The following is a 525-nucleotide window of genomic DNA, read 5'->3' as shown; positions in this document are numbered from 1 at the left end:
TACCCCCGAAATTTAGTTGTCTTCATAAGTAGAATTTTCTCGTAACGTAAACGCAGGAGATTCACGATGAAAAAGTCCCGTTATTCAGACAGTCAAATTATTTCCATTTTGAAGCAGGCTGAGGCTGGCACGCCGGTTCCGGATCTGTGCCGCGAGCACGGCATGAGCAGTGCCAGTTTCTACAAGTGGCGCGCCAAATATGGCGGCATGGATGCATCTCTGATGACTCGGATGAAGGAACTTGAGGCCGAGAATAACCGCCTTAAGAAAATGTATGCTGACGTCCAACTTCAAAAAGATGTGCTCAAAGAAGCCATGGCAAAAAAGTGGTGAGGCCATCCCGTCGCCGTGAGATGGCCAGAGAATTTGTCTGCAAGGGGCGCCTGACGATCCGAGCGGCCTGTCAGGCATTTACGATCAGTGAGACCTGTTATCGATACCAACCCAAACTCAGCGACGAAAATGCAGAGATTGGGGAGTGGCTTCAGGTTTTGACCAAACGTCACCGCAACTGGGGCTTCATGC

At 50.1% G+C, this 525-nt stretch carries 1 pseudogene; it reads left to right on the top strand.

Annotation, left to right across the window (positions count from 1 at the left end):
• Nucleotides 1-66 precede the first annotated feature (66 nt).
• Nucleotides 67-525, top strand: a pseudogene (locus V5T82_RS18095) (transposase); the annotation flags it as partial.

This window comes from Magnetovibrio sp. PR-2 (assembly GCF_036689815.1).
GTDB lineage: Bacteria > Pseudomonadota > Alphaproteobacteria > Rhodospirillales > Magnetovibrionaceae > Magnetovibrio.
This window is presented reverse-complemented; position numbering and strand designations above follow the sequence as displayed.